This is a genomic window from Blautia sp. NSJ-140, from assembly GCF_022868965.1.
GTDB lineage: Bacteria > Bacillota > Clostridia > Lachnospirales > Lachnospiraceae > Blautia_A.
In genome coordinates this window covers 63,063-88,839 of sequence record NZ_JALIFS010000001.1, presented here as the reverse complement: position 1 = coordinate 88,839, position 25,777 = coordinate 63,063, and the positions used below count along the sequence as shown (strand labels likewise).

Below are 25,777 nucleotides of genomic sequence, written 5' to 3'. Positions count from 1 at the left end.
TATGCAGGATAATAACATTCGAGAGAAATGCAGAGAGCTTGCCACCAGACTTTATGAACTGGATGGCGAGGTTTATGAAAGCGTAGGATCTTCCCTTGGACGTACCTTCACCGGTGACAGAGAAGGCACTATCCGGAACTTAAGTGCTCTGATGTATACCAAACCGGACGGACATCTTCTTCGAAGCGAGATGGCACTGATCAGCAACATGGCCAGGACCATCAAGGATAAAGAAGAAAAAAGCCGTCTCATGAAGAAATATGATGAGATCTTTCAGGAGATCCTGACGCTGCCGGAGACTTTTGTTGCTACGGATATCATGGATAAGGAACGTGTGGCGCTGAATCATATGATCAAGCGCAGAGAAAAAATCTCTGAGAATGACCATCTGGTCATCTGTATCAGCCGTACACAGGGAAGTGCCGGTAATGATATCGGTTTCGGACTGGCAGACAAGCTTCGGATCAACTATTATGATGTGGAGATCTTTGATCAGGTATTAAGGCGTCTTGAGGCGGAAAAGGGCGCGGTCAACGATGCGGAATATTTTGCGGATTTCAATAAATATGAGAAGAAGCATAAATTTGATCTCAAGGGCTGGTTCCGGGAATTCAACCGTTACCATGGCCTTCCGAAACAGGATGCGGTATTCTTTAACATGAGTGACCTGATCTGCGATCTGGCCTCAAAAGAGGATTGCATCATTATGGGAAGGTGTGCGGATGCGATCCTCAAAAACAATCACATTCCACATATCAGTCTGTTTATCACAGCTCCTTTTGCTATCCGTGTGCAGCATGTTATGGATGTAAGGAAGATGAATATGAAGCAGGCAGTCCGTTTCCTGAAAAAGATGGACAGCCAGCACAGACAGTATTACAATTTTTACGGCGGAGCTCAGTGGGGCAAGCCGGATAATTACGATCTTTGTATCAACAGCGCAAGCTACGGAATCAATGAAACGGAGAATCTGATCCTGAAGCTGCTGGATGATCAGATCCACTAAGAGATAAAATATGAGCAGCACGGAAGAAAGAAAAAGTTCCGGAAGGGGTTTTTAGCTTAACAGGCTGCAAACAGAAAAAAAGAATCAGAACAGAGTTCCTGCAAAGGAGAGGCAACCTTCTGCCAGACAGAAGTACTTCAAAATGCAGGAACTTTTTTTATATTTTGTTTATAAAAACTTAATCTTGATTAACTTTTTTCATTTAGGGGATTGACATTCGAAAAAACTTAGTATAAACTAACCTATGAGTTAGAATTAACTAATTAGATTAAGCTAATTACTAGAAAGAAACGGAGGGATTCCATGCAGCCGATTTTATTTTTACAGTCAGGTGATACGGGCACGATCAAGCGTATTTCAGGAGCGGAGGATACAAGAAGATTTCTTGCAGGCCTTGGTTTTGTTGAGAATGCGGAAGTGACAGTTGTTTCCCAGTTTGACGGCAATCTGATCGTAAATGTCAAGGATTCCAGAGTAGCAGTCAATAAAGAAATGGCCAGACACATTATGGTGTGACCGGACTGAGAGGCAGTGACCGGTAGTGGATTTGCCCCAAACTGCGGAAGGCGCAGTTGAGGATAGATTAGGAATTGGAATATGAACAGGGAGGAAAAGAGAAATGACTTTACGTGATGCAGCAGTAGGTTCTACAGTAGTTGTTTCCAAGATAACCGGCGACCCGGCTTACAAGCGTCGTATCATGGATATGGGAATCACAAAAGGCAGCGAGGTTTATATCCGAAAGGTAGCTCCTCTTGGAGATCCGGTTGAGATCACCATCAGAGGCTATGAGCTTTCTCTGCGTAAGCATGACGCAGCATGTGTGGAAGTAAAGTAAAATAAGCTTCGAAAAATGACAGAACGTCAGGCTCTGACCTGAAAAAAGGAGGATGCAAAATGTCTGTAACAATAGCTCTTGCCGGAAACCCGAACTGTGGTAAGACTACAATGTTCAATGCTCTTACAGGCGCAAACCAGTACGTTGGTAACTGGCCAGGTGTTACTGTAGAGAAAAAAGAGGGAAAACTGAAAAACAAGAAGGACGTAACGGTAACAGACCTTCCGGGTATCTATTCACTTTCCCCGTATACACTTGAGGAGGTTGTCAGCCGTGATTACCTTCTGAAAGAGAAACCGGATGTGATCATCGATCTTGTGGATGCAACAAACATCGAGAGAAACCTGTATCTTGCAACCCAGCTTCTTGAAATCGGTATCCCGGTTGTTATCGCTCTTAATATGGTGGATCTTCTGAAGAAGAACAATATCCATATCAATGTAAAAGGCTTAAGCTCCGCACTTGGATGCCCGATCGTTGAGACATCTGCTCTTAAGGGAACAGGCCTTAAAGAGGTTGTTGATGAGGCAATCAAATGTGCAAACCAGCACAGAGTACCATCGAAGCAGATGGAATTTCCGAAAGCAGTTGAGAAGGCTGTAAACGAGATCGAGGGACTTGTTCCTGCAAATATCTCTGAAGAGAACAGAAGATGGTATGCAGTAAAGCTTCTTGAGAGAGACAGCAAGGTGAAAGAAGGACTGAACCTTCCGGTTTCTGTACAGTCCAGAATCGAGGAGATCGCTTCTGAGCTTGAGAAGGCAGAGGATGATGATACAGAGAGTATCGTAACGGATGGAAGATATCAGTACATCCAGAAGGTTGTTTCTGCAAACGTTAAGAGAAGCGGAAATAAGATGACAGTTTCCGATAAGATCGACCGTATTGTAACGAACCGTATTCTCGGCCTTCCGATCTTTATCCTTACCATGTTCATCGTTTATTATGTATCGGTAACAACAGTTGGTACCATGGTAACAGACTGGACAAATGACAGCTTTGTGGGAACCATCCAGAGTGTTGTATCGGATGGACTCGGCAATGCTGGTGTTGCTGACTGGCTGGTAAGCCTTGTATCTGACGGTATCATCGGTGGTCTTGGGGCAGTGCTTGGATTTGTTCCGCAGATGGCGATTCTGTTCCTGTTCCTTTCCATCCTTGAAGACTGCGGTTATATGGTTCGTATCGCATTCGTCATGGACCGTGTATTCCGTCATTTTGGACTTTCCGGAAAGAGCTTTATCCCGCTTCTTATCTCCTCCGGCTGTGGAATCCCTGGAATCATGGCTTCCAAAACGATCGAGGCAGATAATGACCGTCGTCTGACAATTATGACAGCGACATTTATCCCATGTGGTGCCAAGCTTCCTGTTATCGCTCTTATGGGTGGCATCATGACAGCTTATGCAACCGGTGACTACGTAGCTGCTGGTTTCATCACACCACTGATGTACTTTATCGGTGTTATAGCAGTTCTTGTATCTGCTATCATTCTGAAGAAAACCAAACCTTTCTCCGGTAAACCTGCTCCGTTTGTAATGGAGCTTCCACAGTATCATATTCCGTCTGTAAAGACAGTTCTGCTTCACGTTTGGGAGAGACTGAAAGGTTTCATCATCAAAGCCGGTACCATTCTTTTCCTTGCAACAGTTATCATGTGGATCCTTTCCAGCATCGGAAATACAGGAAGCGGAATCGGATTTGTTGAGGACAGCAACGACAGTATCATGGCTATCCTTGGTGGTATCCTTGCTCCGATCTTTGCCCCTCTTGGATTTGGTAAATGGCAGCCGGTTGCAGCCTCCATCTCCGGATTCTCCGCAAAAGAGTCCATCGTAAGTACAATGGGTGTTCTTGCAAACGTAGCTGGAGATGATGCAGAGGATACCATGATTGTTGGTGCAGCGATCAAAGCATGGTTCCCGACAGCAGTAGCAGCATTTTCTTTCCTGCTGTTCAACCTGCTTGACTCTCCGTGCCTTGCAGCTATTTCTACAATGGCACATGAGATGCAGTCCAGAAAATGGTTCTGGTTTGCAATTCTCTTCCAGAACATTTTTGCTTATGTTGTAACACTTTGTGTATATCAGATCGGTCTTGTTGTCACAGGTGCCGGTTCCTTCGGAATCGGAACGATCGTAGCGCTGATCCTTGTAGCGATCCTGCTCTTCCTTCTGTTCAGACCAGATCCGTACAAGAACCAGAACGATGTTACAAAGAGATCTGTACAGGCAGCAGATTAATTGAAAACCGGTCATACAGTAACGATCCGGTACATATGATAAGAAATGCAGGAGACCGGGGATGTAAATACCTGGTCTTCTGTGCTATAATAAGCCTGAAAAAATATAGAAGTTTTTTACAAAAGTATTCATCAGAGGCTGGCAGCAGTTTACCGGCTGTACAGCGAAAGAAAGGGTGACAGATATGAGTATGATAGCGGATATTATTGTACTGGCACTGGTGATCGCATATGGCGTATTTGTGATCAGTTATCTCTATTCAAGAAAGAAACAGGGGCTCAGCTGTGTCGGCTGTGCCGGTAATACACGTACAGGCGGTTGTGCCGGCCATTGCTCCGGCTGTTCCGGCTGCTCCGGGTGCAATGGAATGCATAAGTGATCAGGAGGGAAAGAAATCATGGCAAATGCAATTGTTGTCATTGCTGTTATCATCATTATGTTGTTTGCCGGAAAAGGTGCATATAAACATCTGAAGGGGGAAGGTGCCTGCTGCGGAGGCGGCAGCAAGCCGGAGATTCCGAAGAAGAAGCTGGATGGAACCAAGCTGGGCGAGAAAACCATGAAGATCACCGGTATGCATTGTGAGAACTGTGTGGCCAGTGTCACAAGAGCTATCAACCGCATTGACGGTGCGGCAGCAAAAGTAAGCCTGAAAAAAGGTGAGGCAGTGGTTTCCTACGACAGAGAGATATCCGACGAAGAGCTTAAGAAGGTAGTGGAAGACAGGGGATATCACGTAGTTTCTATCCAGTAAAGCTTTATCATAAGAATAACTTTGCCGCAGCTTCTGAGCCGGCAGATCAGAGAAGAGACTTCTCGGCGAAATGCTTAAAAATATTTCGCCTGGAGGTCTTTTTTTGTATAAAAAGTCAGAGTTGCAATTGACTCACTAATGTACACTATTGTATAATAAAAACAGAAAAATTCAGACGGAATGAAATATTTTCTTTCTATCCGGATGAGGCATTAAAACAAAATACAGCAGGAAACAGACTTTGACGGCAAGGAATATCCGAGCAGGAATCGTTGTTCATCCGGCACAGCTTAACCGAATCAACTGCGAAGCAGTTATTCGGTTATGAACAAGCAGCAAATGCGGATCGCGAATATCCGCCTGACTATGTTTTGTGAGCGGAATACGGGACTCTTTCACCTTGTGCGTGAAAGAGCTTTTTTTATGAAAAATACCTGCGGGAGCGGACAGAATGAATTAGGGAGGATTTTATGCTGAAGGTAGCAGTATACGGAAAGGGCGGTATCGGAAAGTCTACAGTGACGTCCAACCTGGCGGCGGCTTTTGCAGCCATGGGGAAGAGAGTGATCCAGATCGGTTGTGATCCCAAGGCGGATTCCACCATCAATCTTCTTGGGGGAGAACCTCTACGACCGGTAATGAATTATATGCGGGAAGAGGATGAGGAGCCGGAAAAGCTGGAGGATATTTCAAAGGAGGGCTTTGGTGGAGTCCTCTGCATTGAGACCGGCGGCCCCACACCGGGACTTGGCTGTGCAGGCAGAGGCATCATCGCAACCTTTCAGCTTCTGGAGGATCTGAAGCTTTTTGAGACCTGGAAGCCGGATGTAGTGCTTTACGATGTTCTTGGGGATGTAGTATGCGGCGGTTTTGCGGCACCGATCCGGGAGGGCTATGCGGAAAAAGTACTCATTGTTACATCCGGAGAGAAAATGGCGCTCTATGCAGCCAATAATATTTCCAGCGCTGTGCGGAATTTTGAGGATCGAAGCTATGCGAGGATCTTCGGGATCGTGCTGAATCACAGGAATGTGGAGAATGAAACGGAAAAAGTAAATGCTTTTGCAGAAAAAAACAATATCCCGATCGTGGGTGAGATCCCGAGAAGTGACGAGATCATCCGATGGGAGGATCAGGGCAAAACAGTGATCGAGGGAGACGAGAATTCTGAGATCAGTGAGAAATTTTTTGCACTGGCGAGGAAGCTACTGGAAAGTGAAGAAACGGAGAAGGAGGATATATGAAAAAGAAAGCATATTTTGCAACTGCAGAAGAACTGGCCCGGGGCGGGCTGGAAATGATCCCTCCGCAGATGATCTCCGGGAAGCATCTGATCTACAGCTCTCCGGCAACTCTGGCATTTAACTCTCCGGGAGCGGAGGGCTTTGGCGTAAAGCGGGCCGGGCTTGCAGTGCCGGACTCCATTATGCTGATCGTGGCACCGGGATGCTGCGGAAGAAATACTTCTCTTATCAGTTCCATGCCGGAGTACAATGATCGATTTTTTTATCTGATGATGGACGAGACGGATATTGTTACAGGCCGTCACCTGAAAAAGATCCCGAAAGCGGTAAAAGAGATCTGCGACTGCTGTGAGAAGAAGCCGTCTGTGGTGATGATCTGTATCACCTGTGTGGATGCACTTCTGGGAACGGATATGGAACGTGTCTGCCGGAAGGCAGAGGAAAAGGTGGATATTCCGGTACGCCCCTGTTACATGTACGCACTGACACGTGAGGGCAGAAAGCCGCCTATGGTCCATGTGCGCCAGTCCTTATACTCCCTCCTTGAGCCACAGAAGAAAAAGGGAAATGTGGTCAATCTTCTGGGATTTTTTTCGCCGCTGGTTGATGACTGCGAGATTTATGAGCTGCTGCAGCAGGCAGGCGTAAAGACCATCCATGAGATCTCAAGATGTAAGGATTATGAAGAATATCAGACTATGTCACAGGCCAATTTTAATCTGGTGCTTCATCCGGAAGCAAGGTTTGCAGCGGAGGATTTTCATGACCGGCTGAAGATTCCTTTTATTGAGCTTCGGAGGCTCTACCAGACAGATAAGATCGAAAATCAGTATCGTGCCTTGGGACAGGTTCTTGGAGTCTCTTTTGATCAGAGAGTGTATAAAAAAGCAGCAGAAGAGGCAGTGGAGAGATTCCGGGAAGTCTGTCCGGATGCGTCTTTTGCTGTAGGGGAGTGCATGAACGGAGATCCCTTTGAGCTGGCCCTGGCCCTGGTGCGGTATGGTTTCCGGGTGCCGGAGATCTACGGAACTATCACAGCCGAGAATTTTGTATATATACGGCATCTTGCGGAATTGAGTCCGGATACAAAGGTTTTTTCCAATATGGAACCCACCATGCTGTATTACGATCCGTCCGGGAGCGGAGTGAACCTTACCATAGGAAAGGATGCAGGATATTATCACCGGGATCAGCCAAATGCAGTGTGGAATCAGGACCGGCAGCCCTATGGCTATGCAGGGGTACGCAGGCTGTTTGAGACACTGACAGAGAAAGTTTTGCAGAAGGGAGAAAAGGTATGAGAGGACTTCGGAAATATCTGACACCCTTTGCACCAGATCAGTCCGGAGCCGTGTCAGTGCTGTATGAGCTTGGCGGGATCATCGTGATCTGTGATGCAGGAGGATGTGCGGGAAATGTCTGCGGCTTTGATGAACCAAGATGGTTTGAACAGAAAAGCGCGGTATTCAGTGCAGGACTTCGGGATATGGATGCCATCCTGGGACGGGATGACCGCCTGGTTGCCAAGCTTGTGGATGCGGCAGAAAAGGTGGAGGCAGGCTTTGCAGCCATTGTCGGAACACCGGTACCGGCTGTGATCGGAACGGATCATCAGGCACTGCGGCGGATGTGCGAGAAGAAAACAGATCTTCCGGTGCTTGCGGTAAATACCAACGGAATGGAGCTTTATGATGCGGGAGAGCGGAAAGCTTATCTGGAGCTTTTTAAAGCCTTTGCCCGGGAAAAGCTGCCTGTGGAGGCTGGTAAGACAGGAGTTCTCGGAATGACACCTCAGGATGTCAGTGACCTGAAAGCAGCAGATAAGATCCGTGAAAAGTTCCGTACCAGAGGACAGAGAGCCGTCTGCTATGGAATGGGAGACGGGCTTGCTGAAGTAAAAAAAGCCTCCTCTGCGGAAAAAAATATCGTAGTTTCTCCTGCGGCACTGGAATGTGCCAGATATCTGGAGAAAACCTTCAGAACACCTTATGAGGTGGGATATCCTCTGGCGGAAGAGCTGGTTCCTGATATGGACTATGCAGGAAAAAAGATTCTCATCGTGCAGCAGCAGGTGATAGCCGGTGCTATAAGAGATGAACTCCGGAAACGTGGCGCGGACGGAGAGATCACCGTGGCAAGCTGGTTTTCCATGGAAAAAGATCTCCTGGAGGAGGGTGATGTGTCATTAAGGGATGAGGAAGATTACATGGAGCTGGCAGAGAAGGGCGGATATTACGTGATCTTTGCAGATCCATGTATGAAGCGGATGACAAAGGCTTTTTCAGGAATGTTTGTAGATACAGTGCATTTTGCGGTATCCGGAAAATGCAGGTAGGCCATAAGGGCAGGACATAAAGTTACATGCAGGCTGCAGCCGGATCAGTGGAAACAGCTGCAGGGAATGGAGAAACATATGGAGCAGGAAATTACGAAAATGATTCGTGTTTACGGGATCGTACAGGGAGTGGGATTTCGCCCTACGGTGAGCCGTCATGCTATGGCAAGAGGAATCCGTGGCAGTGTGTCCAATAAAGGACCTTATGTGGAGATTTTTGCTCAGGGTAAGCAGCAGGATGTGGATGCCTTTATCGCAGATATCGGGAATAAGCCGCCGAAGCGTGCAGCTATCCTGAAGCTTCTTGAAGAACCGGTGGGGGAGCCGGAGAAATTTACACAGTTTGATATCATCGAAAGTGAGAAGACAAAGGGTGAGATCTTTGTCTCCCCGGATATCGCGATCTGTGATGAATGTAAGGCGGAGATGTTTGATCCGGAAAACAGGCGGTATCTTCATCCCTTTATCAACTGTACCTGCTGCGGTCCGAGACTGACGATCCTGGATTCGCTTCCTTATGACCGTGAACGGACCAGTATGAAGGAATTTCCCATGTGTCCTTCCTGTGCGGATGAGTACCATAACCCGGACACCAGACGCTATGATGCCCAGCCGGTGTGCTGCAATGACTGCGGTCCGGAGGTATACCTGGCGGGAAGAGAGGAAAGGGGACGGGAGGCCATCACTTATACGAGGAAGATCATTGCTTCCGGCGGGATCGTAGCTATCAAGGGGATCGGTGGTTTTCACCTTTGCTGTGATGCTACCAGTGAGGAGGCTGTACAGCGTCTGCGGCAGCGAAAACGGCGTCCGGTGAAGCCTTTTGCAGTGATGGCACAGGATATGGAAGCTGTGAAGGAGATCTGTCAGGTCAGTGAGGAGCAGGAGAAGATCCTTACCGGGCATCAGAAGCCAATCCTGCTATTGGATAAGCTGCCGGGAGAAACAGGGCTTTGTGAGAGCATTGCACCCGGGAATCCCAAGGTGGGTGTCATGCTTCCCTATGCACCGGTTCAGCTGCTTCTTTATCATTATGATGATGGGATCCGGATGCCCGGGCTTCTGGTAATGACCAGTGGAAACACTTCCGGGGCGCCTATCTGCAGAGATGATGAGGAGGCGGCAGAGGAGCTTTCCCATCTCTGTGACTGTATTCTTTCCCACAACAGGAAGATACGTATCCGGGCCGACGATTCGGTGATGGATTTCTATAAGGGTGAACCCTATATGATCCGCCGTTCCCGCGGGTATGCGCCTCTGCCGTTTATGGTCTCCACACCCTGGAAAGGCCAGGTGATCGCAGCAGGTGGAGAACTTAAGAACACCTTCTGCATTGGTGTGGATAACCGTTTTTATCCTTCTCCTTATGTAGGAGATCTTGAGGATCTTCGAACGGTAAAAGCCCTGAAGGAGACGATCGGGCGGCTGGAAACACTTCTGGAGGTGCAGCCGGAGATAGTAGTCTGTGATCTTCACCCTAAATATAATTCCACAGTAGTGGCAGAGGAGCTTGGGCTTCCAGTTCTGAGGGTGCAGCATCATTATGCACACATTTTATCCTGCATGGCAGAAAATGACTGCAAAGAAAAGGTGATAGGGGTTTCCTTTGACGGAACAGGCTATGGAACCGATGGAACCATCTGGGGCGGAGAGATCCTGGCCGCAGACTGTCAGGGATTTACAAGGCTTGGAAGTATAGAACCCTTTGTCCAGGTTGGCGGAGATATTTCTGCAAAAGAAGGCTGGCGGATCGCCGTTTCCCTGATCTGGCAGAATACGGGAAATCTGGAAAGAACCCTGAATACTGTCCGTAAACTGGGACTTTGCACAGACCAGGAAGCAAAGGTGCTGGTGACTATGGCACAGCGGAAGATCAATGCCGTGACTTCCACCAGTGCGGGAAGACTTTTTGACGGTGTCAGTGCAATCCTGGGGATCCGGAGAGCGTCCACCTTTGAGGGAGAAGCGTCCACAGCGCTGGAATTTGCGGCGGAAGCCTGGAGAAAGCAGCGGGAGATGCAGAAGAAAAATCCGGAAGAAAATCTGAAGATACGGGTGTCAGAAAAGGAAGACATTACGGAAAGCACAGGCATCTCAGAAGCGTCTGAAGATGAACGAAAATTTATTTTAAATACAGGTGAGATCGTTGCATATCTGGTCCGGGCAAGGCTTGCAGGAGAGGATCCCGGGAAGCTGGCTTATGGATTTCACCGGGCACTGGCAGATGAGATCCTTGCAGCCTGTGAGGAAGCAGAGAGACAGACCGGAATCCGGAAAGTGGCATTAAGCGGTGGTGTCTTTCAGAACCGGCTGCTTCTGGAACTGGTAGATGATGGCCTCACGGAAATGGGGTTTGAAGTTCTGAAGCACAGCTTGATCCCGCCGAATGACGGAGGGATCGCACTGGGACAGGCGGTGTATGGGATGGCTTATGTGCAGCGGCACAGATAAATATAGACAATATCATGCAGATACGGATCATAAATGTTTTATGATAATGCATGGAGCATACAGCAGAAATGCAGGATGGGAGGCACAGATATGTGTGTAGGATTATCAGCAAAAGTAGTAAAGATCAGTGACGGAACAGCAGTGGTGGACGCAGGCGGCGCAAAGAGAGAGGTTTCCGCCCAGCTTCTGGGAGACCTGGAGCCGGGGGATTATGTGATGGTGCATGCTGGTGTTGCCATTGCAAAGATCACCGATGATGACGAGGAAGAGACAGACCAGCTGATGGAGGAACTGCTGTGATGGAAGAGAAGAAAAAAACAGCAAGAGAGATCATAGAAGGATATCAGGGGCCGCCGGTGCGGATCATGGAGGTCTGCGGAACACACACCCACGAGATCTTCCGTCTGGGAATCCGCAAGCTTCTGCCGTCTCAGGTGGAGCTGATCTCAGGACCGGGATGTCCGGTCTGTGTAACATCGGTAGGGTTTATTGACGAGGCCGTTTATCTTGCTCTGGAAAAACAGGTGACGATCTGCACGTTCGGTGATCTTGTCCGCGTACCGGGAACAAAGAAAAGCCTTGCAGATGCCAGGGCAGAAGGCGCCAGGATACGGATCGTCTATTCACCGGCAGATGCAGAAAAATATGCGAAAGAGCATCCAAAAGAGCAGGTGGTATTTCTTTCCGTTGGCTTTGAGACCACCACGCCTGCTGGCTGTCTTTCCGTGAAAAAGGCCGGAGAGGACAGACTTTCCAACTATTCGCTCCTTGTGGCAAACAAGACTATGCCCCAGGCTTATCAGGCATTAAAGGGCAGTGCGGATGTGTTCCTTTATCCTGGACATGTCAATGCGATCACAGGAACTGCGCTCTGCGAGCATCTGGCAGAGGAAGGCATCAGTGGTGTGGTGGCAGGCTTTACAGCGAAGGAGCTGCTTACGGCACTGGCTGTTGCACTGGTACGTTTTCAGGAAGGAAAACCGTTCTTTGTAAACTGCTATCCCCGTGTGGTAAAAAGTGAGGGAAGCCCGGAGGCGCAGAAGCTGATCGGTGAACTGATGGAGCCCTGCGATTCCGAATGGCGCGGCCTGGGTGTGATCCCGGGATCCGGGCTGGTGCTCCGGAAGGAGTGGGAAGCCTTTGATGCCAGAAAAAAATATGCAGTGCCGCCGATCCAGGGCAGGCCAAATCCAGCCTGTCGTTGCGGGGATGTGCTTCAGGGAAATTGCAAACCATCAGATTGTAAGGTATTCGGAAAGGTCTGTACCCCGCAGCATCCGGTAGGTGCCTGTATGGTATCCAATGAAGGAGCATGTTCCGCATATTTTATGTACGGAAACTGATGTCCGCTTTAATGGACTGCAAAATATGATACATTACATATAGTACAAACGAAGGATCGTATCCGGAAAATCTGACAGGATGAAACCGATATGAAATTCCTTTGACCCAGCATAGAAAGAAGATAATATTATGGAAAATAAAACAGTGACCATGGCACACGGTGCCGGAGGCCGTCAGACTTCAGAACTGATCGATGAAGTATTCAAAGCACATTTTGCAAACCCGGATCTCACAGCCGATGATGCGGCAGTGCTGGTTCCGCCTGCAGGAAAAATGGCAGTATCCACCGATGGATTTATTGTTTCTCCGGCATTTTTTCCTGGGGGAAATATCGGCAAGCTTTCCATCTGCGGAACAGTTAATGACCTTGCCTGTATGGGAGCAAAACCGATGTATCTTACCTGCGCTTTTGTCATCGAGGAGGGTTTTCCCATGGAGAAGCTGGAGGAGATCGCCGCCGCCATGGAAAAAACAGCAAAAGAAGCCGGAGTGCGTATCGTTTCCGGAGATACTAAGGTGGCAGGAAAAGGCCAGGTTGACGGTGTGTTTATCACAACAACCGGAATGGGTGAGATCCAGGAAGGCGTTCAGGTAGGCGGTGAGCTGGCAAAACCGGGAGATGCCATTATTGTAACCGGTGATGTGGGAAGACATGGATGCACCATTCTTCTGGCAAGAGAGGATTTCGGCATTGACGCAGATGTGACAAGTGACTGCGCACCGCTGTGGGGAGCTGTAAAAGAGGTGCTGGATGCCACCCATAACATTCATGTGATCCGTGATGCCACAAGAGGTGGTGTCGGAACGGTTCTTTACGAGATCGCAGGACAGAGTAACGTAGGGATCCGCCTGGATGCAGCAGCTGTTCCGGTAGCTCCGGAGGTAAAGGGTGTCTGCGGCATGCTTGGCCTGGAGCCGCTTTATCTGGCATGTGAGGGACGAATGGTGATCATGGCACCAAAGGAAGAGGCAGGAAGGATCGTGGAAGCACTGCGTAAATGTCCTTATTCCAGGGACGCAGCCATTATCGGTGAAGTTACGGAAGACCAGCCGGGAAAGGTTGTCATGACTACGGAGATCGGAACGCAGGCACTTCTTCCGCAGCCGGGAGGAGAGCTTCTGCCGAGGATCTGCTGATAATATCGGAAAGGAGAGTCAGATCTTATGGAGACAAGAGTGGCATTGATCTCGATCATTGTGGAAAACAATGACGTGATCGATGATATCAACCGTTTTCTTCATGAAGCGGGAAAATATATTATCGGGAGAATGGGGATCCCTTACCGGGAAAAAGGCATCAATATCATCAGTATTGCCATTGATGCACCACAGGATGTGATCAGCTCCTTATCCGGAAAGATCGGCCGCCTCAGTGGAGTTTCCGCCAAAACGGCATATTCCAATGTGATCACAAAAGCGGAGGACAGAAAATGATAAAAGTTGCGGTATACGGAAAGGGCGGCATCGGAAAGTCTACTACGGTTTCCAATGTGGCAGCTGCCCTTGCGGAAAAAGGAATGAAAGTGATGCAGATCGGCTGCGATCCAAAAGCAGATTCCACGATCCTTCTCAGGCATGGAAAAAAAGTTCCCACTGTGCTGGAACTGTATAACGAAAAACGCCAGGAGCTGAAGCTTACGGATATGGTGCAGATCGGATATGGAGGTGTGGTCTGTGTGGAAGCCGGCGGTCCTGCACCGGGGCTTGGATGTGCGGGAAGAGGTATCATTACCGCTCTTGAGAAGCTTAAGGAAAACGGAGCTTATGAGACCTATAAACCGGACATTGTTTTTTATGATGTACTGGGAGATGTTGTCTGTGGTGGATTTTCCATGCCCATGCGAAAGGGGTATGCAGATAAGGTATTTATCATCACCTCCGGAGAAAATATGGCCATCCATGCAGGGGCAAATATTGCCATGGCAGTGGATAATTTCAGAAACAGAGGATATGCGTCCCTTGGTGGCGTGATCTTGAACCGGCGGAACGTGCCGGGAGAGGAAGAAAAAGTCCGGGCGCTGGCGGCGGACTTTCATACGCAGGTTGTGGGAACGCTTTCCAGAAGTGAGCTGGTCCTGGAAGCAGAGAACAGGGGAAAAACTCTTCTGGAAGCCTATCCGGACAGCGAGATGGCAGAAGAGTACCGGATGCTGGCAGAGCAGATCCTGAGTACATGCAGGGAGGAAAGCCCATGTTAAAAAGAGTTGGTAGCAGAGGGCTTTCGGGAAAAACAGAAATATTTATAAAGGAAGCCTCTTTTCCGGTTCCCTTTCAGCCGGGGCTGGAATTTAATTCACCGGCCCATGGAAACTGGAATATTGTACATACGGGAATGCTGGTTCCGGAAGCAAGACAGATCTACGTTTGTGCGGATAACTGCATGCGTGGCGTTGTGCTGACTGCCGCAGAGATGAATGCGGCAGACCGTTTTTCCTTTGTAATTGTGGAGGAAAAGGATCTTCTGGGCGGAAATCTGGAGGATGTGACCATTGAAGGAGTGACGGACATTCTGAACCGGCTGGATGAGAAGCCGAAGGCAGTATTGCTTTTTACCGTGTGTCTTCATCATTTTCTGGGAAGTGATCTGGATCGCATCTACGGAGAACTGGAAGAAAGATTTCCGGAGATTTTTTTTATGCGGTGTTTTATGGATCCTGTCATGCAGAAAACAGGCCCGACTCCGGATCAGAAGCTGCGCCGTGCCATGTATGATGCAGTACCGGAGAGAGAGGCAGATCCGGAATGTGTCACAGCCATGGGCAGTGATTTTGTATTGGATGAGAGTGCAGATATCTGCCGGATCCTGAAGAAAAACGGAATCCGTCTCCGGGAAGCACCGGCCTGTAAGACTTGGGAGGATTATCAGAGCCTGGGAGAGGGAAGCCTGATCCTTAACTGTTATCCGGCAGGAAAATTCGGAGTACAGCAGCAGGCGGAGAGACTTGGAAGGCCGTTTTTATACCTGCCCGGAAGCTTTGACTATGAGGAGATAGAGACGCAGGAAAAGTATTTGCTGGAGCTGCTGGATCAGCACAGTGGCGGTAAAAATGGCCTGGATATCGAAACGGAGATCCGAAAATGCGAGGAGACTCTTTCTTATGCACACCAGATCATCGGTGACACTCCCATAGTTGTGGATTATCTTTTTCATCCAAGGCCATTGGGACTTACAAAGCTTCTCCTTACTCATGGATTTCAGGTACAGTCCGTATTTTTGGACAGTATCAGCCCGGAAGAAAAAGAAGTATTTTTCTGGCTGAAGGAGAATTATCCGAAGCTGAAGCTGATTTCTACTGTCCGCCCGGAGATGAGAGTGCGGCCACGGCAGCATTCCGGAAAAATCCTTGCTGTCGGACAAAAAGCAGCCTGGTTTACCGGAAGCCGGAATTTTGTTAATATGGTACAGGGTGGCGGGCTTTGGGGCTTTGACGGGATCAGACGTACTGCACAGCTGATGCTGGAGGCATTTAATGAGGAAAAAGCTCCGGAGGATCTGATCGTTCGAAAGGGATGGGGGTGCGAAAGCTGCATATGAGACAGGCATATCGGATCATACCGATCTACACGGCAGACGTGTCCGGCGTCTGCTCCGCATTGTATGAGCTTGGAGGAATGACAGTGATGCATGATCCCTCCGGCTGTAATTCTACCTATAATACCCATGACGAGATCCGGTGGTACGACCAGGACAGTCTGATCTTTATCTCAGGTCTTACGGATATCGATGCAATTATGGGAAATGATGAGAAATTTCTTCAGGATGTCGAAGAGGCGGCAAAGGAGCTGAAACCGAAATTTATTGCACTTGCAAGTTCACCGATCCCCTTTATGAACGGAACAGATTTTCCGGGACTGGCCCGTGCACTTACAGCAAGGACCGGAATCCCGGCATTTTCGGTTCCGACCAGCGGCATGCACGACTATGTATATGGAGCAGGGCTGGCGCTGGCAGAAATCGCAGGACATTTCACAGGAGCAGCAGAGAAAATCGGAAGGTGTTCAGAAGCACCGACGGGATCTGTGGAAAGATCTGCAGAGAAGAGAAGCCGGAAATTAAATCTTCTTGGAGCAACACCCCTTGATCTTGGCCCGCAGTCTGCAGTAGATGCCATGAAAAAACGTCTGGAAAACCATGGCTGGGAGATACTTTCCACCTGGGCTATGGGGGATACGCTGGAAGCTTTGTCCCATGCCGGTGAAGCAGCGGTAAACCTTGTGATATCCTCTGTGGGGATCCCGGCGGCCAATGTGCTGAGAGAAAAATTCGGTACGCCATTTCTTGTGGGGACTCCGGTGGAAGACTATGAGGGAGAGATTTCGGATGCACTTGAGCGGATAGCGGACAGCTCCTGTGGAGAGTGGACAAATAAGAATGATAATTCCGCAGAGGAAAGCGGAGGGCAGATTTTAGGGAAACAGGAGGAACTGTGGAAAGTAACTCCGGAGCAGGTGATCTATTTTCAGGGAAGGAACAGTCTGTCAGCAGTATCGGCCCCTTCAGGAGAAAGCAGGGAATTGTCCGATGGAGATGAGCTGTTTTTTTCCGCACCGGACATTACCATCATCGGAGAACCGGTTACCATGGGCTCCCTGGCAGCAGTCATAGAGCAGAAATACGGAAAAAAAGTTCAGATGCTCTGTCCGCTGGAGATCACGGAGGGACTTTTGCGCAAGGGAGATGAAGCCATCTGTGGCGAGGAAGCCATGGAAGAAAAGTTGAAAACAGCCAGGATCATTGTGGCAGACCCGCTCTATCGTCCGATCTGTCCGGAAACAGCCATTTTTTATGAGATGCCGCATATTGCGTTTTCCGGAAGGATATATCTCAGAAAATATTTTCAGGAATAAAGAGCGTTTTGTGATCATGCATATAAATATTATGCGGATGAGAAAACAGGGCGGCAGTGTGTATAATTGCTGGAAAATCACATAAACTAAACTATAAGAAACCGTAAAGGCGTTGCAGAAATATGCAGCGCCTTTTTCAGGCAGTAATACCGGAAACGGAGCATGTATGGAGGGATTTTTATGTGGGGATTTTTGTCAGCACTGATCTCAGGTGCACTGATGAGTATTCAAGGGGTATTTAACACAAATGTAACAAAGCAGACCAGTCTGTGGGTTTCAACCGGCTGGGTACAGTTTTCTGCATTTCTGGTCTGTGTGGCAGCATGGTTTTTCACAGGCAGAGAAAGTATCGGCATGCTGTGGCAGGTGGAGGATAAATATAATTTACTTGGAGGAGTGATCGGTGCATTTATCACTATCACAGTGATCCGGAGTATGGGAAGTCTGGGGCCTGCGCGGGCGGTTATGCTTATTGTCATTTCTCAGCTTGCGGTGGCGTATCTTATAGAATTGCTGGGGATTTTCGGTGTGGAAAGAGCAGATTTTCAGTGGAGAAAGCTGTTGGGAATGCTGATTTGTATTGCAGGTGTAGTTATTTTCAAATGGAAATAGAAATAAAAGTATTGTAATATTTGTAATACTTCGTTAAAATAAGGTATGGTTTTGCATGAGTAACGGGGCACCTGCCGCCATATCGGCGGAAAGGAGTGAACCGCCTACCTATGAAAATAAGATCACATATCAGAAGTGTTCGGCTTGTTTTTTCCATATTTTTGTTACTGATCCTGGCAGGGCTGACAGGCTGTAAGGATGACGGAACAGAATTTCTGGAGAAAGAACTGGTGCAGGAAGAAAGTACGGAAGCATCCGGAATAGATGCAGAGCAGGAAGAACCGAAGGATACGGAAAGTGAAGTATCCGGGAAGAAATCTGCAGAGGATGAGGCAGATATATCACAGAAGAAACAGAATGAGTCTGCAGAGGAACAGGCTCCGGAGGTCGAAAAACAGCTGCCGGAGATCTCAGACACTCCTCAGAACATTTATGTAGATATATGTGGAGCAGTGACCAGCCCGGGAGTCTATGAGCTTCCATATGGCAGCCGTGTTTTTCAGGCTATCGAGCAGGCCGGAGGATATCTTCCGGAAGCTGCGGCAAGCTATCTCAACCGTGCTAAGGAACTTTCTGACGGACAGCAGATCTATGTGCCAACGCAGGAAGAAGTAAACAGTCAGGTCCTTGCAGTCACTCAGGATGGAACAGAAGCTTCATCCGGAAATGACACGGACAACGGAACCGGACAGGAAGCTTCCGGAGAAGATACCGGTACAGAGCAGAAGATCGATCTGAACACCGCTGATGTATCCCAGCTTACTACTCTCACAGGTGTAGGGGAGTCCAAGGCCCTGGCGATCATCGCTTACAGGGAAGAGAACGGTCCCTTTACTTCAGCAGAGGATATCATGAATGTACCAGGCATCAAAGAAGGAACCTATGAGAAGATAAAGGATAAAATAGCAATAAAGTAAGGAGCGCTAAATGAGCAGGAAAGTATTGGTAGTAGATGATGAGAAACTGATTGTCAAGGGACTTCGCTTCAGTCTGGAGCAGGACGGAATGGAAGTGGACTGTGCCTATGACGGAGAGGAAGCACTGGAAAAAGCAAAAGCAGGAGAGTACGATATCATCCTTCTTGACCTGATGCTTCCCAAAATGGACGGTCTTGAGGTATGCCAGCAGATCCGTGAATTTTCCAATGTTCCGATCATCATGCTTACAGCAAAAGGAGAAGATATGGATAAGATCCTGGGTCTGGAATACGGAGCTGATGATTATGTCACCAAGCCTTTCAACATCCTGGAAGTCAAAGCCCGCATCAAGGCAATCATCCGCCGTGCAGGCAGCAAACAGGAGAAGCAGGAAAAGGCCAAGACTGTGGAAGTCGGAGAACTGAAGCTGGACTGCGAAGGACGCCGCGTATTTATCTCCGGAAAAGAGATCAATCTCACAGCCAAGGAATTTGATGTGCTGGAGCTTCTGGTATTCAATCCGAATAAGGTATACAGCAGGGAAAATCTTCTGAATATCGTATGGGGCTATGAATATCCGGGAGATGTCCGTACCGTAGATGTACATATCCGCCGCCTGAGAGAAAAGATCGAGGCCAATCCCAGTGAGCCGAAATATGTACACACCAAATGGGGTGTGGGATACTATTTCCAGGCATAACCTGTGAAGATCAAAAAGAACGGCAAATTTTTTAAAAGTCTCCGCTTTCGTATTCTGATCATCCTGATCATACTGGGAATCGTACCGAGTGTCATTGTAACGGAAATGGTCATTGCCAACTATGAAGACCGTGCCATTGCCAACCGTGTGCAGAGCATGGAGAATATCTGTGACATCATGTGCGACCTGCTGATCAAGGAGAATTATCTGAATGATACCAGCTCTCAGACGGTGAACAGCAAGCTGGAATTACTGTCCAACAGCTATGGTGGCAGGATTCTCATTGTAGACAGGGATTTCAGGATCATCAAGGATACCTATGGTGTGGATGAGGGCAGGACTCTGGTTTCTCAGAAAGTATTGAACTGTTTTAGAGGAGAAGATGCCTACCAATATGACTCTGACAGCCAGAAGCTGATCCTGGCAGTTCCGGTAAAAAGTCCGGATGTAAAACAGGTGCAGGGTGCCATGATGATCATGGCATCTTCCAGTGAGGTGACAGCAACCATCCATGAACTGGAGCAGAAAGGGATTCTGATCATCGGTATCATTGTAGTGCTGGCCATTTTTCTGGGTTATATTCTTTCCACGATCCTGGTGAAGCCATTTGCCAGGGTAACGAAAGCAATCGAGGACCTTACAGACGGATATCAGAATGAGGAGATCTCGGTACCGGATTATACAGAGACAGCTTTGATCACAGATGCATTTAACAAGATGCTTTCCAGAATGAAGACGTTGGATGAATCCAGACAGGAGTTTGTATCCAATGTGTCTCATGAGCTGAAGACACCTATGACTTCAATGAAGGTTCTGGCGGATTCGCTGGTAGGACAGCAGGGGGTTCCGGAGGAACTGTATCAGGAATTTCTTTCTGATATCACAGAAGAGATTGACAGAGAGAACAAGATCATCACCGATCTGCTCTCCCTGGTAAAAATGGACAAAAAAGCAGCAGATATGAATATCAGTAATATGAATATCAATGAGCTGCTGGAGAATATTCTGAAGCGTCTCCGTCCTATTGCAGATCAGAGAAGGATTGACCTGATCCTGGATTCGTTCCGACCGGTAACCGCAGATGTGGATGAGGTGAAATTTACCCTTGCCATCAGTAACCTGGTCGAAAATGGTATCAAATACAATGTAGATGAGGGATGGGTCCGCGTAACACTGGATGCGGATCATAAGGATTTCTATGTAACGGTTGCAGATTCCGGCCTGGGAATACCGGAAGATTCCATTGAAAGGATATTTGAGCGTTTTTATCGTGTGGATAAATCCCATTCCAGAGAGATCGGCGGAACCGGTCTTGGACTTGCCATTACAAGAAGTTCCATAGCCATGCATCATGGAATCATCAAGGTATCCAGCAAAGAGGGCGAGGGAACCACATTTACCGTGAAGATCCCACTGTCCTATATCCCGTCCTAGGAGGTACAGAATGAAAAAAACGATTTTGATCATCTGTGTGGCCGCTGCCTGCATCCTTCTTGGTCTGGTTGCTTTTATAGGTTTGTCGGGAAGAAATAAAAACGAAGAACAGCAGTATAGATTTTATTATATCAACAGCGATGAAACGAGACTGAAAGAAGAAAAATATACTCCGGAGAAGGAAACAACAGAAGTGATGCTGCGCAATTTTTCCGAGAGTCTGAATAACCGAGAGACCAGGGAAAACGGAATCTCACTTTTTCCGGAGGGGGTAAAGATTTCTTCTTATTCCATACAGGATGGAGTCCTGAACATAGAATTCAATGAGGCCTATGATAAAATGTCACGTACCAGGGAACTTCTGGTGCGGGCAGGTATAGTGAAGATCTTTTTGCAGGTTCCAGGAGTGGAGTCCGTTGAGATCTGTGTGGGTAAAAAGCCACTGACAGATACCAGGGGTGAAGAAGTGGGAGCCATGAATAACGACACCTTTGTGGAGTTTTCCGGCTCCGATGGGGATGTGTACAGTTATGACACCTTTACTCTGTATTTCACAAACAAAAACGGAGATAAACTGGTAGCGGAACAGAGAAGTGTCCGCTACAGACGAAATCTTCCGAAAGCTACGGTGGTTCTGGAGCAGCTTGCAAGAGGTCCGCTGGAAAAAGGACATTATCCTACAATACCGGAGAATTCAGAGGTACTTTCCCTGACGAGAGCAAACGGTATCTGCTATGTAGATTATAATTCTGTGTTTCAGGATTATGCGTTGGATGTTTCGGAACAGGTTGCCGTGTATTCGGTGGTAAATACATTGATCGCGGCAACAGATATGGACAAAGTTGAGATTTCCATCGAAGGAAACAAGGAAGTGACCTTTGGCCAGAACATGCAGCTTTATAAGTTCTATGAGTGGAACGACAGCCTGCTGGCACACACAAAGGCTAAAAAAGAACAGAAAAAATAAAACATTTCAAAATATCAGAAAACGGGAGAACATTTATGGTGAAAAGGCCGATGTGTCTTTTGTGTTTTCTTATGGTGCTGAGTCTTGGCACGCTGGAGCTTATGGGGATTCCTCTGATCAGGGGGAATCCCCTTCCGGTAAATGTGCAGGAGCAGATCGAAGCGCATCCTGGTTCCATGATCTGCGGGGAAGTGGAACAGTATGAAAACACAGAATTTTCCCAGTCTGTTTATCTGAAAAAAACATATCTTATCCATCAGTCAAAAAAATTTCCAATTGAAAATGTAAGAATATTTCTCAAAAAAGAAGAAGATCTGAAACCGGGAATGCGGATCCTGGTCAAGGGAACGCTGAAAAGAGTGGAAGGTCCTGCGAATCCGGGGGGCTTTGATAGCCAACACTTTTATGCCTGTCGTCATATTTATTATTTCATGAAGAACGCTGTGCTCCAAAAGAAAACAGCCGTGTATTCCGGCTACAGGCAGCTCCTTTTGGAGATAAAAGAAAGCTGCAGACAGATCCTGAAGGAAGCAGCAGGAAAAGATGCGCCTGTTTTTTGTGCCATGACGCTTGGAGACAAACAGGAACTGGATCCGGAAACACAGATGCGCTATCAGCTGGCCGGAATCATACATATCCTTGCCATCAGCGGACTTCATATCAGTATTCTGGGAATGGGGCTTTACAACCTTCTAAAGAAGATGGGACTGGGAATCTGGCCTGCCGGGATTTTTTCTCTGGGAGTGATGCTGCAGTATGGGATCATGACCGGAGGGAGTGTTTCCACCATGCGTGCAGTAACTATGTTTCTGATCGCCATGGGAGCCAGGATCACCGGACGGATCTATGATATGATGAGTGCTCTTTCCGTAACTGCCATGATGATCCTTGTGGAATCTCCGGCCTATCTCCTGGACAGCGGATTTCTTCTGTCCTTTGGCTGTGTTCTGGGAATGGGGCTCGCTGCGGAAAAGATCTGTGCCCTTGCAGGAGCGGAGAAAAAATGGACAAAGGCACTGGTAAGTCCTATAGCTCTTCAGCTTGTGACTTTGCCGGTGATGCTGAAGTTTTTCGGAGAAGTCTCTATTGCCGGATTTATCCTGAATCTGTTGGTGCTTCCAAGTGTGGGGGTAGTGCTGACTGGAGGAATGGCGGCGCTGCTGCTGGGGATTCTCAGTATTCCCGCAGCAAAACTGGTGCTCCTGCCGGCAAGGGTACTGCTGCTTTTTTATGAATATCTCTGCAGTCTGGCAGGAAGGTCGGGATGGAGTACCTGGATCGGAGGGGAGCCGGAAATATGGCAGATCCTGGTATATTATGGTTTTTTGATCACAGTTCTGTTTATGGGACAGTATATAAAAGAACAGCGCCGGAAGAAAAAAGCAGTCTGTGAGGAAACGGAGCTATCAGGGGAGCGGTCGGAAGCAGGTTGCCGGAAGCTATATGCTATCCGGATAACAGCCGGTATTTTTCTGGCAGTCGGAATCCTGATACTGGGATATCATCCGGCAGGAAGTCTGAAGGTGATCTGCCTGGATGTAGGACAAGGGGACGGTATTCTTGTGGAGACCCCGGAGGATCACCATTTTCTGATCGACGGAGGAAGCAGCAGCCAGTCGGACCTTGGAAGATACTGTCTTTTGCCGGCATTGAAAAGTCAGGGGATTTCCTGGCTGGATGGGATTTTTATTTCTCATACAGATCAGGATCACATCAACGGTGTGAAGGAACTTCTGGAATATATGGGAAAAGGTCTCACAACCATCCGGGCCGGATATCTGATCCTGCCTGCCTGGGTTGAAAGACCAGATGCGTGGAGGGAGCTTGCAGAGACAGCAAAAACTGCCGGAGTTAAGGTAGTGACAGCAGAAAAGGGAGATGAGCTGCTTTGCGGAAGGGTATCTTTTTCTGTTCTGTGGCCGGAAAAAAATGCTGCGGGAAAAGATGTGAATGAGGAAGCAATGGTGATGAAGTTGTCTTTTGGAGAATTCCGGATGCTTTTTACCGGAGATATCGGTGCAGATACGGAGAAAAAGCTTCTGGCAGCCGGGGTGCTTGAGGATGTTGACTGTCTGAAGGTGGGACATCACGGTTCCCGTTATTCTACCACAGAAGCATTTCTTGAGAAAATAAAGCCGGAAGTGGCGATCATTTCCTGTTCTTCCGCCAACACCTACGGACATCCGTCACCGGAAACCGTAGAGCGGCTTAAAGAGGCCGGAAGTCAGGTGGAATACACCATGAAAAACGGTGCTATCACTGTGGAAACAGATGGAAAAAAGCTTAAGATCGGAAGGTTCCGGAAGGATTGAGGATTTTTTTCCAAAACCGAAAAAAAACGGTGACTTTTGAACACGTTTGTTGTAGAATAGACAGGGTTTGTGCAAAAACAAAGCACTGAAAATGTGCAATACAAAATAAGGAGTTTTTATTTATGAAGTATGATGTACTGATCGTAGGGGCAGGTCCCGGTGGGATCTTTGCAGCCTATGAACTGATGAATAATGATCCGGAGAAAAAGATCGCAGTTTTTGAAGCAGGTCATCCTCTGGAAAAAAGAAAATGTCCCATCGACGGAAAGAAAGTAAAATCCTGTATCCACTGCAAAACCTGCGCGATCATGAAGGGATTTGGCGGTGCAGGTGCTTTTTCCGATGGAAAATATAATATCACCAATCAGTTTGGCGGAACTCTGTACCAGCATATCGGCAAGGATACAGCCACAGAGCTGATGGAATATGTAGATAAACTGAACCTGATGCATGGCGGTGAAGGAACCAGGCTTTATTCCACCACAAACAGTGAGATTCGTAAGCTCTGCCTTCAGAATGGCCTGCATCTTCTGGATGCATCAGTCCGTCATCTGGGAACAGATATCAACTATGTGGTGCTGCAGAACCTCTATGAAAAAATGAAAGACCATGTGGATTTCTATTTTGACGCATCTGTTGATAAAGTGGAGAAAACAGAAGATGGTTACGCAGTTGTTGTAGGCGATGAGCGTTACGAGGGAACTTACTGTATCATCTCCGCAGGACGAAGCGGAAGTAAATGGATGGAAACTGTATGTACAGAGCTTAAGATCCCGACTCTTTCCAACCGTGTGGACATCGGAGTCCGTGTGGAGCTTCCGGCAGAGGTTTTCAGCCGTCTGACAGATGAGCTTTATGAGAGCAAGATCGTTTACAGAACTGAGAAGTTTGAGGATATGGTCCGTACCTTCTGCATGAACCCGCGAGGTGTTGTCGTGAATGAAAATACCAACGGTATCATCACAGTAAACGGTCACAGCTACGAAGATCCGGCAAAGCATACCAACAATACAAACTTTGCCCTTCTGGTATCCAAGCATTTCTCAGAGCCGTTCCATGACAGCAACGGATACGGTGAGAGCATTGCAAGACTTTCCAATATGCTTGGCGGTGGTGTTATGGTACAGCGGTTCGGAGATCTGATCCGCGGAAGACGAAGCACAAAAGCCCGTATTGAGGAAAGCTTCGTAACACCTACACTTTCTGCGACACCGGGAGATTTAAGCCTTGTTATGCCGAAACGTATCCTGGATGGCATCATCGAGATGATCTATGCCCTGGACAAGATCGCACCGGGAACCGCGGATGACGATACTTTGCTTTATGGCGTGGAGGTTAAATTCTACAACATGGAGGTTGAGATCGACGAAAATCTGGAAACTTGCCACAAGGGTCTCTTTGTTATCGGAGACTGCAGCGGTGTGACACACTCTCTTTCCCATGCATCTGCCAGCGGAATCTACGTAGCCAGATACCTGGAGCAGAAGTATTTTAACAGATAAACTGCAGAGCAGTTTATCTGTTATGAGCAAGTAGCGAAGCGGATTGCGAATATCCGTTTAACCAGATAAACTGCGAAGCAGTTTATCGATTATGAGCAAAACAGTCCTTTTCTGATATCAGGGTGATGACAGAAAGGGGCTGTTTTTGTGAGTGAAGGTCGTTACTGTTCACTGGTAATGTCCCGCGAGGTGTTTTTTGTGAGCGAAGGTCACAGAAAAACCGAGACATACCGCGCGAATTTATGCGATCAGCATAAATTCTGTGCATCG

At 47.9% G+C, this 25,777-nt stretch carries 24 protein-coding genes; all 24 read left to right on the top strand.

Annotated elements, in window-relative coordinates; genetic code table 11:
• Position 1 precedes the first annotated feature (1 nt).
• The 24 genes from MUB50_RS00395 (at position 2) to MUB50_RS00280 (ending at position 25,507) form a co-directional block, all read left to right on the top strand.
• A complete protein-coding gene (locus MUB50_RS00395) occupies positions 2–1,006 on the top strand; it encodes a cytidylate kinase-like family protein (protein ID WP_118513192.1) in 1,005 nt (334 codons plus the stop codon).
• Positions 1,007–1,309: 303 nt separating this feature from the next.
• The gene (locus tag MUB50_RS00390; RefSeq protein ID WP_118513191.1) at positions 1,310–1,522 is read left to right on the top strand and encodes a FeoA family protein; all 213 of its coding nucleotides are present in this window, start codon (positions 1,310–1,312) and stop codon (positions 1,520–1,522) included.
• A 103-nt stretch (positions 1,523–1,625) separates the two neighbouring features.
• Entirely contained in the window at positions 1,626–1,844 is a 219-nt protein-coding gene (locus MUB50_RS00385; RefSeq protein ID WP_015525998.1) for a FeoA family protein, read from the top strand.
• Positions 1,845–1,903: 59 nt separating this feature from the next.
• The gene (gene feoB / locus MUB50_RS00380) at positions 1,904–4,087 is read left to right on the top strand and encodes a ferrous iron transport protein B (protein WP_244791370.1); all 2,184 of its coding nucleotides are present in this window, start codon (positions 1,904–1,906) and stop codon (positions 4,085–4,087) included.
• 184 nt (positions 4,088–4,271) lie between these two features.
• Positions 4,272–4,466, top strand: a complete 195-nt coding sequence (locus MUB50_RS00375; protein ID WP_118513189.1) for a FeoB-associated Cys-rich membrane protein — start codon at positions 4,272–4,274, stop codon at positions 4,464–4,466.
• A gap of 18 nt (positions 4,467–4,484) precedes the next feature.
• Positions 4,485–4,841 (top strand): heavy-metal-associated domain-containing protein, encoded by a 357-nt coding sequence (locus tag MUB50_RS00370; protein WP_118513188.1) that lies wholly within the window; start codon positions 4,485–4,487, stop codon positions 4,839–4,841.
• A 470-nt stretch (positions 4,842–5,311) separates the two neighbouring features.
• Entirely contained in the window at positions 5,312–6,085 is a 774-nt protein-coding gene (locus MUB50_RS00365; RefSeq protein WP_021651581.1) for a nucleotide-binding protein, read from the top strand.
• Positions 6,082–7,386 (top strand): nitrogenase component 1, encoded by a 1,305-nt coding sequence (locus tag MUB50_RS00360; protein WP_118513187.1) that lies wholly within the window; start codon positions 6,082–6,084, stop codon positions 7,384–7,386. Before MUB50_RS00365 ends, MUB50_RS00360 begins: the two co-directional genes overlap by 4 nt.
• Positions 7,383–8,420: a nitrogenase component 1 gene (locus tag MUB50_RS00355; RefSeq protein WP_244791368.1), complete on the top strand. Its 1,038-nt coding sequence runs from the start codon at positions 7,383–7,385 to the stop codon at positions 8,418–8,420. The genes MUB50_RS00360 and MUB50_RS00355 overlap by 4 nt, the downstream gene beginning before the upstream one ends.
• A 78-nt stretch (positions 8,421–8,498) precedes the next feature.
• A complete protein-coding gene (hypF, locus tag MUB50_RS00350) occupies positions 8,499–10,871 on the top strand; it encodes a carbamoyltransferase HypF (RefSeq protein ID WP_244791366.1) in 2,373 nt (790 codons plus the stop codon).
• A gap of 90 nt (positions 10,872–10,961) precedes the next feature.
• Positions 10,962–11,171, top strand: coding sequence for a HypC/HybG/HupF family hydrogenase formation chaperone (locus tag MUB50_RS00345; RefSeq protein WP_022426401.1), 210 nt, complete (start codon positions 10,962–10,964; stop codon positions 11,169–11,171).
• Entirely contained in the window at positions 11,171–12,214 is a 1,044-nt protein-coding gene (gene hypD, locus MUB50_RS00340) for a hydrogenase formation protein HypD (protein ID WP_244791364.1), read from the top strand. Before MUB50_RS00345 ends, hypD begins: the two co-directional genes overlap by 1 nt.
• A gap of 130 nt (positions 12,215–12,344) precedes the next feature.
• A complete protein-coding gene (gene hypE, locus MUB50_RS00335; protein ID WP_118513183.1) occupies positions 12,345–13,352 on the top strand; it encodes a hydrogenase expression/formation protein HypE in 1,008 nt (335 codons plus the stop codon).
• Positions 13,353–13,379: 27 nt separating this feature from the next.
• Positions 13,380–13,649 carry a TM1266 family iron-only hydrogenase system putative regulator gene (locus MUB50_RS00330; protein ID WP_015525986.1) on the top strand — a complete coding sequence of 90 codons (270 nt, stop codon included), beginning with the start codon at positions 13,380–13,382 and terminating at the stop codon, positions 13,647–13,649.
• Positions 13,646–14,413 (top strand): nucleotide-binding protein, encoded by a 768-nt coding sequence (locus tag MUB50_RS00325; protein ID WP_118623562.1) that lies wholly within the window; start codon positions 13,646–13,648, stop codon positions 14,411–14,413. Before MUB50_RS00330 ends, MUB50_RS00325 begins: the two co-directional genes overlap by 4 nt.
• Positions 14,407–15,750, top strand: a complete 1,344-nt coding sequence (locus tag MUB50_RS00320; RefSeq protein ID WP_118623564.1) for a nitrogenase component 1 — start codon at positions 14,407–14,409, stop codon at positions 15,748–15,750. The genes MUB50_RS00325 and MUB50_RS00320 overlap by 7 nt, the downstream gene beginning before the upstream one ends.
• Positions 15,747–17,063: a nitrogenase component 1 gene (locus MUB50_RS00315; protein ID WP_118623566.1), complete on the top strand. Its 1,317-nt coding sequence runs from the start codon at positions 15,747–15,749 to the stop codon at positions 17,061–17,063. Before MUB50_RS00320 ends, MUB50_RS00315 begins: the two co-directional genes overlap by 4 nt.
• A gap of 180 nt (positions 17,064–17,243) precedes the next feature.
• Positions 17,244–17,675 carry a DMT family transporter gene (locus MUB50_RS00310; RefSeq protein WP_118513181.1) on the top strand — a complete coding sequence of 144 codons (432 nt, stop codon included), beginning with the start codon at positions 17,244–17,246 and terminating at the stop codon, positions 17,673–17,675.
• A 110-nt stretch (positions 17,676–17,785) separates the two neighbouring features.
• The gene (locus MUB50_RS00305; RefSeq protein ID WP_244791362.1) at positions 17,786–18,592 is read left to right on the top strand and encodes a helix-hairpin-helix domain-containing protein; all 807 of its coding nucleotides are present in this window, start codon (positions 17,786–17,788) and stop codon (positions 18,590–18,592) included.
• 10 nt (positions 18,593–18,602) lie between these two features.
• Positions 18,603–19,292 (top strand): response regulator transcription factor, encoded by a 690-nt coding sequence (locus MUB50_RS00300; protein ID WP_118513180.1) that lies wholly within the window; start codon positions 18,603–18,605, stop codon positions 19,290–19,292.
• A 3-nt stretch (positions 19,293–19,295) separates the two neighbouring features.
• Positions 19,296–20,726 (top strand): sensor histidine kinase, encoded by a 1,431-nt coding sequence (locus MUB50_RS00295; protein ID WP_244791360.1) that lies wholly within the window; start codon positions 19,296–19,298, stop codon positions 20,724–20,726.
• A 10-nt stretch (positions 20,727–20,736) separates the two neighbouring features.
• Positions 20,737–21,693, top strand: coding sequence for a GerMN domain-containing protein (locus MUB50_RS00290; protein WP_118623568.1), 957 nt, complete (start codon positions 20,737–20,739; stop codon positions 21,691–21,693).
• A 35-nt stretch (positions 21,694–21,728) separates the two neighbouring features.
• Positions 21,729–24,005 (top strand): DNA internalization-related competence protein ComEC/Rec2, encoded by a 2,277-nt coding sequence (locus MUB50_RS00285; protein ID WP_118623570.1) that lies wholly within the window; start codon positions 21,729–21,731, stop codon positions 24,003–24,005.
• A gap of 122 nt (positions 24,006–24,127) precedes the next feature.
• Complete coding sequence (locus MUB50_RS00280; RefSeq protein WP_118513177.1) at positions 24,128–25,507, top strand: NAD(P)/FAD-dependent oxidoreductase; 1,380 nt, start codon at positions 24,128–24,130, stop codon at positions 25,505–25,507.
• Positions 25,508–25,777: the final 270 nt, after the last annotated feature.